Annotated in this window: 5 protein-coding genes; all 5 read left to right on the forward strand. The window is 32.5% G+C overall.

What is annotated here, in order from left to right:
• Positions 1 to 184: 184 nt before the first annotated feature.
• Positions 185 to 775, forward strand: a complete 591-nt coding sequence (locus ACQY6M_RS01940) for a phage tail protein (RefSeq protein WP_428742990.1) — start codon at positions 185 to 187, stop codon at positions 773 to 775.
• Positions 776 to 890: 115 nt separating this feature from the next.
• The gene (locus ACQY6M_RS01945) at positions 891 to 3,896 is read left to right on the forward strand and encodes a T9SS type A sorting domain-containing protein (RefSeq protein WP_428742991.1); all 3,006 of its coding nucleotides are present in this window, start codon (positions 891 to 893) and stop codon (positions 3,894 to 3,896) included.
• Between the two features lie 25 nt (positions 3,897 to 3,921).
• Positions 3,922 to 4,101: a hypothetical protein gene (locus tag ACQY6M_RS01950; protein ID WP_428742992.1), complete on the forward strand. Its 180-nt coding sequence runs from the start codon at positions 3,922 to 3,924 to the stop codon at positions 4,099 to 4,101.
• A 63-nt stretch (positions 4,102 to 4,164) separates the two neighbouring features.
• Positions 4,165 to 5,274: a hypothetical protein gene (locus tag ACQY6M_RS01955; protein ID WP_428742993.1), complete on the forward strand. Its 1,110-nt coding sequence runs from the start codon at positions 4,165 to 4,167 to the stop codon at positions 5,272 to 5,274.
• Positions 5,264 to 6,190 (forward strand): nucleotidyltransferase domain-containing protein (locus ACQY6M_RS01960; protein ID WP_428742994.1); only part of this gene is annotated, 927 nt, incomplete at its 3' end. The genes ACQY6M_RS01955 and ACQY6M_RS01960, both read left to right, overlap by 11 nt.

Genomic DNA, 6,190 nt, shown 5'->3' on the forward strand with positions numbered 1-6,190 from the left:
CTCAATAAAATACGCTTGTACAACAAAATTAAAACTCACTATCTCCTATTTGTACATTTGATTAGGGAACATTTAGTAGAGTCAAATTCAACATAAAATACTAAATACAAAGACCTTATAGTGTAATATTTTATTTTTTTTACTAAATTGTAAGAAAAAATTAACTACTAAACTTTTATTATTTATGGATCCATTTATAGGAGAAATCGTCATGTTTGGAGGAAATTTCGCTCCAAGAGGTTGGGCATTTTGTGACGGCCAATTATTACCAATTTCGCAAAACACTGCTTTATTTTCAATTTTAGGCACCACATACGGTGGTGACGGAAGAACAACTTTTGCTTTACCCGATTTAAGAGGTAGAGCACCAATAGGTCCAAGACAAGGACCTGGTTTATCTGACTATAGATTAGGACAAAGATCTGGTCAAGAAACAGTTACCCTAAATGTAACTCAAATACCAAGTCATAATCACGCAACACAAAACAATCCATCTACAGACCAGCACATTCTATTAAGCACTAACGATGCAGTAAATGAAACACCTGCTCCAGGAGATGTTCCTGCTGTAGGAAATTATATGAATGGATTAACTTCTCAAAAAGTAAAAAATTTCGGTCCAGCAACCAATGTCGTAAATGGACAAACCATTAGTGCCAATGCTGGTTTAAACATACTTAATACTGGAGGGAACCTAGCTCATAATAATATGCAACCATTTGTAGCAATTAACTATATTATAGCTTTAGTAGGAATTTTTCCTTCTAGAAACTAGGTTAATGGCACCTATTAAATTCTATGTAAAAAGCAAAGAACACAGTTTTTTGCTTTTTACCTACGAGAATCAAACGCAAAACAATCATAATTATAATTAACATAAATTATTTTCTATGAAAAAAACTACCTTCCTTTTAATTTTATGTTACCTGATAGGTAATATTTGTTACTCTCAAACATTTGATTGGGAAACTGCCACAGATACAGGACCAACTGTTACCCAAACTAAAAATTCGATTACTGCTACTGTAACAACTTCAAATAATGATGCACATCTTGCTAATGCAGGAGGGTTTGAAGGTTCTTCTGCAAATGTTGTTTTTACGCAAAGTACTAATAGTAGTACTTTTTTTAAAATATCATTTTCTACAGCAGTAAATGTTGCTAGTATTTTTACTTTTATAGCAGATAGTGATACAGGAGGTGAAACTTTAATAGATTTTACTCCAACTGGAGGGAGTAATTCTACAGTCACAGAAGGAATAGCTCAAAGTATAGGAGAGGTAGTACCTCTTAACTGGGTAGGTATTACAGAAATTACACTTACCGTAAATGGTGGTGGATTTGAGTCTTTTGCCATTGATGATATCGTTTTAACAACAAATACAGCTCCAGTAATAGGAGGAACAGTAGCTAATCAAGCAGTAAATGACACTAGTACAATTTCTCCTTTTTCATCTATTACAACTACAGATGCTGATGGAGATAACTTATCAGCAACTATTACTTTAGATGATAATGCAAAAGGAGTGTTAACAGGTACAGGTCTTTCTGGTTCTGGTCCTTATACAATAGCGAGTACCACACCTGGTGATTTACAATCAAAACTAAGTGCATTATCTTTTAATCCGACAGACAATAGAACAGCCACCACAGAAACCACTACTTTTACAGTAGTTATAGATGATGGTACAACTAATGATACAGATAATACAACCACTGTTATATCAAGTGCAGTTGCACCTACTGTTACTAGTGTTAGTGTACCTGCCAATGCTACATATATTACTGGGCAAAATTTAGATTTTACCGTAAACTTTGATGAAAATGTTACTGTAAATACTACAGGAGGAATACCTCAAATAGCTATTACTATTGGTGCTACCACACGTCAAGCAACCTATATTAGCGGTAGTGGAACAAGTGCTTTGGTTTTTAGACATACGGTTCTTTCAGGTGACTTAGATACTGACGGTATTGCTGTTGGTTCGTTAGCCGCCAATGGTAGTACTTTAAAAGATGCTGGAGGAAAAGATGCTACCCTAACTTTAAACAGCGTAGGATCTACAACATCGGTTTTAGTAGATGCTGCTACTCCAACCGTAACAAGCGTTAGTGTACCAACAAACGGTAACTACCTTACAAGTCAAAACCTAGATTTTACTGTAAACTTTGATGAGAATATAACTGTAAATACTACAGGTGGAACTCCTCAAATAGCTATTACTATTGGAGCTACTACGCGTCAAGCAGTTTACCAAAGTGGAAGTGGAACAAGTGCCTTAGTTTTTAGATATACCGTACAATCAGGTGATTCAGATACTGATGGTATAGCTGTTGGTACATTAGCTGCAAATGGAGGAACGTTAAAAGATGCTGCTTCTAACGATGCAGTTTTAACATTAAACAGTATAGGTAGTACCACTAATGTTTTAGTGGGTATAGAAACCGTTACTTGGTCTGGATCTACTGATAACGATTGGAGTACAGCTTCAAACTGGAGTCCTAGTGTAGTTCCACCTACAAATTCAGATGTTATTATTCCTTCTGGGTTAACAAACTATCCAACCGCCTCATCAGCGGTTACCTTTAACTCATTAACCATAAACAGTGGCGCTTCTTTTATACCACAAAGTACGGTTACAGGTACTGTTACTTACAAAAGAAACTTAACTACTACTAACTGGTACTTGGTATCACCTCCTGTTTCTGGTGAAACTATAGAGGACATCATCGCTAACCATACATTAGCTTCTGGTAATGGTGGCAATTTAGGGTTAGCCCCTTATAGCAATATTACTGGACCAGCGTGGTTATATGTGCAAAGTGGAAATACAGGAGCTTTAACTAATGGAAAAGGATATTCTATCAAATTAGCTACACCTGGAACAGTTTCATTCACAGGTACCGCAAACACTTCTAATGTTCCTATAGCTATTTCTACAGGTAGTAGAACTAATTACAACCTGATAGGAAATCCATACACATCATATATCAATTCTGCTAGTTTTACAGCTGCAAACACAGCTTTGCTTACTGAGGAAACTATTTGGCTTTGGAACGGCACTCAATACATAACCAAAAATGCGGTCGATCCTATAGAGATTGCTCCTGGTCAAGGATTCTTTGTAGAAGCAGCATCAAACAATAATGTTATATTCTCTTTTGCAAATCAAAGTCACCAAAACTCTGATACTTTTATGAAGCATACACCTTATGCTTCTATCGAATTATCTGTTGAAAATGATAAAAGTAAAAGAACCACAAAAGTATTTTATGTTTCTGGGAAAACGACAGGTTACGACAAAGGTTACGATTCTAAAATGTTTGGAGAAGATTCTTCTAATTTAGCTGTATTTACAGAATTACTTAATGATAATCAAGGTCAGCACTTAGCTATTCAAACATTACCCAATACTGATTATGAAAACATGATTGTTCCAGTTGGTTTAAAAACAGAAAATGGTGAAAAAGTAACTTTTTCTATCAGTACAAAAAACCTACCATCTAATCTTAAAGTATACTTAGAGGATAAAACCAACAATACCTTTACTGATTTATCTGAAAAGAATTACACTACAACACTTAACAGTAGCTCTAATGGTATAGGTCAATTCTATTTACATACTAGTTCTAAAAAACCTCAAAATACTATAGTAGAACCTTCACTGGAAGGTATTAGTATATATGGTTCTTCAAACAATGAAATTACCATTGAAGGATTACAAGTTGAGGCCAATGTAACAATCTATTCAGTTATAGGAAAAGAAATTCTAAATCAGAATATAACTTCAAACGGAATTAGTAAAATAAGTTTACCTAATATCTCTAAAGGAGTATACATCGTAAAGTTAGATTCTGATCTCGGGAAGATTTCTAAAAAAATCATTTTAAAATAATTAAGGTCTCTTAAATAGTATTATTATGAAAAAACACATAAAAAACACGGATGAAAATTCTAAAAATATTACCCGTAAAGAGGCTATCAAAAAAATAGGAAACTACGGTAAATATGCAGCACTAACGGCTTTAGGAACCTACATGATTTTAAGTCCTAAAAAAGCTCAAGCCCAAAGTCCAGAAGATCCAGGAGACGGATTTTAAATAACTATTAAATATAACCCGTAAAACCTCGATATAATCGAGGTTTTACTATTTTTACAACATATGATCATAAAACAACTCGAAAATAAAAGTGTAATTTGGTTTGAAGACACTAATGAATATATCGTTGTAGATTCATTGGTTGCTGAGATTTTATTGTTATTACACAATAAAATTGATAAACAACAAATAATTACTCAACTCTTTAATCAAATTAACATTCCTTATCAGCAGGCATCTAATCTCGTTTCTGATATTGAAACCTTACTTACTTCATCTCAAAAAGAATCAGTAAAAGAGCTAAAACCTGTAGATAAACCTAACTTCTTTGAAGTTACAAAGTACTATTTAATAAACGACCTTATTTTCAAAATTGATTATGCTACCAATGTAGAAGCTTCATTAGTACACCCTAAATTTGCACATTTAGAAACTCAAAGTCCTACAGTAATTCAACATCAACTTGAAGTATTTAGTAATGATATATCCATTTCTTTTACTGTTGACAACACCTTAATAGGAACATGGAATTTAAAAGAAGTTCATTATTTTCAAGGGAAATTTTCGATGGAGTTAGTGCAAAAAATCCATTATAAAAAAGAAGAGCAATGGATGGGAGTTTTTCATGCTTCTGCGGTTAGTGATGGAAATAATGCTGCTTTATTTTTAGGCGATTCTGGTAACGGAAAAAGTACTTCTTTAGCTTTATTACAAGCCAATGGTTTTACTTGTTTAGCTGATGATTTTGTTCCTATCGATGCTGTCGAAAAAAATATTCATAGTTTCCCTGCTGCAATATCAATAAAGAAAAAAAGTCTAGAAATATTACTCCCTTTATATCCAAGTTTAGAAACAGCTAGAGAATATAACTTTGAAAACTTGAATAAGATTGTTCGGTTTTTACCACCTAACACCAACAATTTTACTCAAAAACTTCCTTGTAAAGCTTTAGTTTTTATAAAGTACGAGCCAAATTCAGAAATACAAATTGATAAAATATCTAAATTGTATGCCTTTGAACAACTTGTTCCCGACTCTTGGTTGTCTCCAATTCCTAAAAATGCTGACATTTTTTTAAACTGGTTTGATGAACTTCCTTGTTACAAACTTACGTATTCTAATAACCAGGAAATGATTTCAACTGTGAAAAAAATTTTTGCTGATGAATTATAAAGAAACCTTGTTATTTGTTGCGAAGTGTTTAACTATTACTCGTGAGAAAGCTAATCGAGATTTAGTTGAAGATAAAATTAAATCGGGGTTAGTTAACTGGGACAATGTAGTAAAGATAAGTACTGCACACTATGTATTTCCTGCATTATACTGCAACTTACAACGCGCTGACTTTTTACACTACCTCCCTACTGATTTAGTCGAATATATGAAACATATTACCGACTTAAACAGAGAACGAAATCAACAAATCATAAAAGAAGCTAAGGAAATTAATGAGCTTTTACGTTCAAATAACATCACTCCTATTTTTTTAAAAGGAACAGGTAATTTATTAGAAGAACTTTATGAAGATACAGCTGAAAGAATGGTGGGTGATATAGATTTTTTAGTTAAAAGAGAATTCTTTAAAGAAGCTATAAATATTCTAAAGAAAAATGATTACGTAGAAAAGTCAGAAAATTTAATTGACAATACCATAGTTAACAGACACTACCCTAAAATAACAAAAAAAGGGAAAATTGCAGCTGTGGAAATTCATAATAAAATGATTTCGATAGAAAAAGGATTTAATTATAATTTCATAGAAAAAAGTTTAAAAAAACTAAACAATAACATTACAGTACTTTCATATGAAAATCAGGTTCTTTTAACATGCTTCAATAAACAAATTAATGATAGAGGGCAATGGAACAAAACAATATCTTTAAGAAACTCTTATGACTTGTATTTGTTATCTAAACAAACCTCAGTAAAAAAAGTCCTAAATGATTTTAACATTCCTGAAACTGACTATTTAAAAAATTTTCTCGCTATTACGAGTTATATATTTAATCCATCTCAATCATTAGAATACATTAAAACTAATAAAACTAATGATTTTATAAATAAAGTAGTTTCTTTTATTGAAAACCCA

The sequence above is a fragment of the Tenacibaculum sp. genome, from assembly GCF_050290165.1.
In the GTDB taxonomy this organism is placed as follows: Bacteria; Bacteroidota; Bacteroidia; order Flavobacteriales; family Flavobacteriaceae; genus Polaribacter.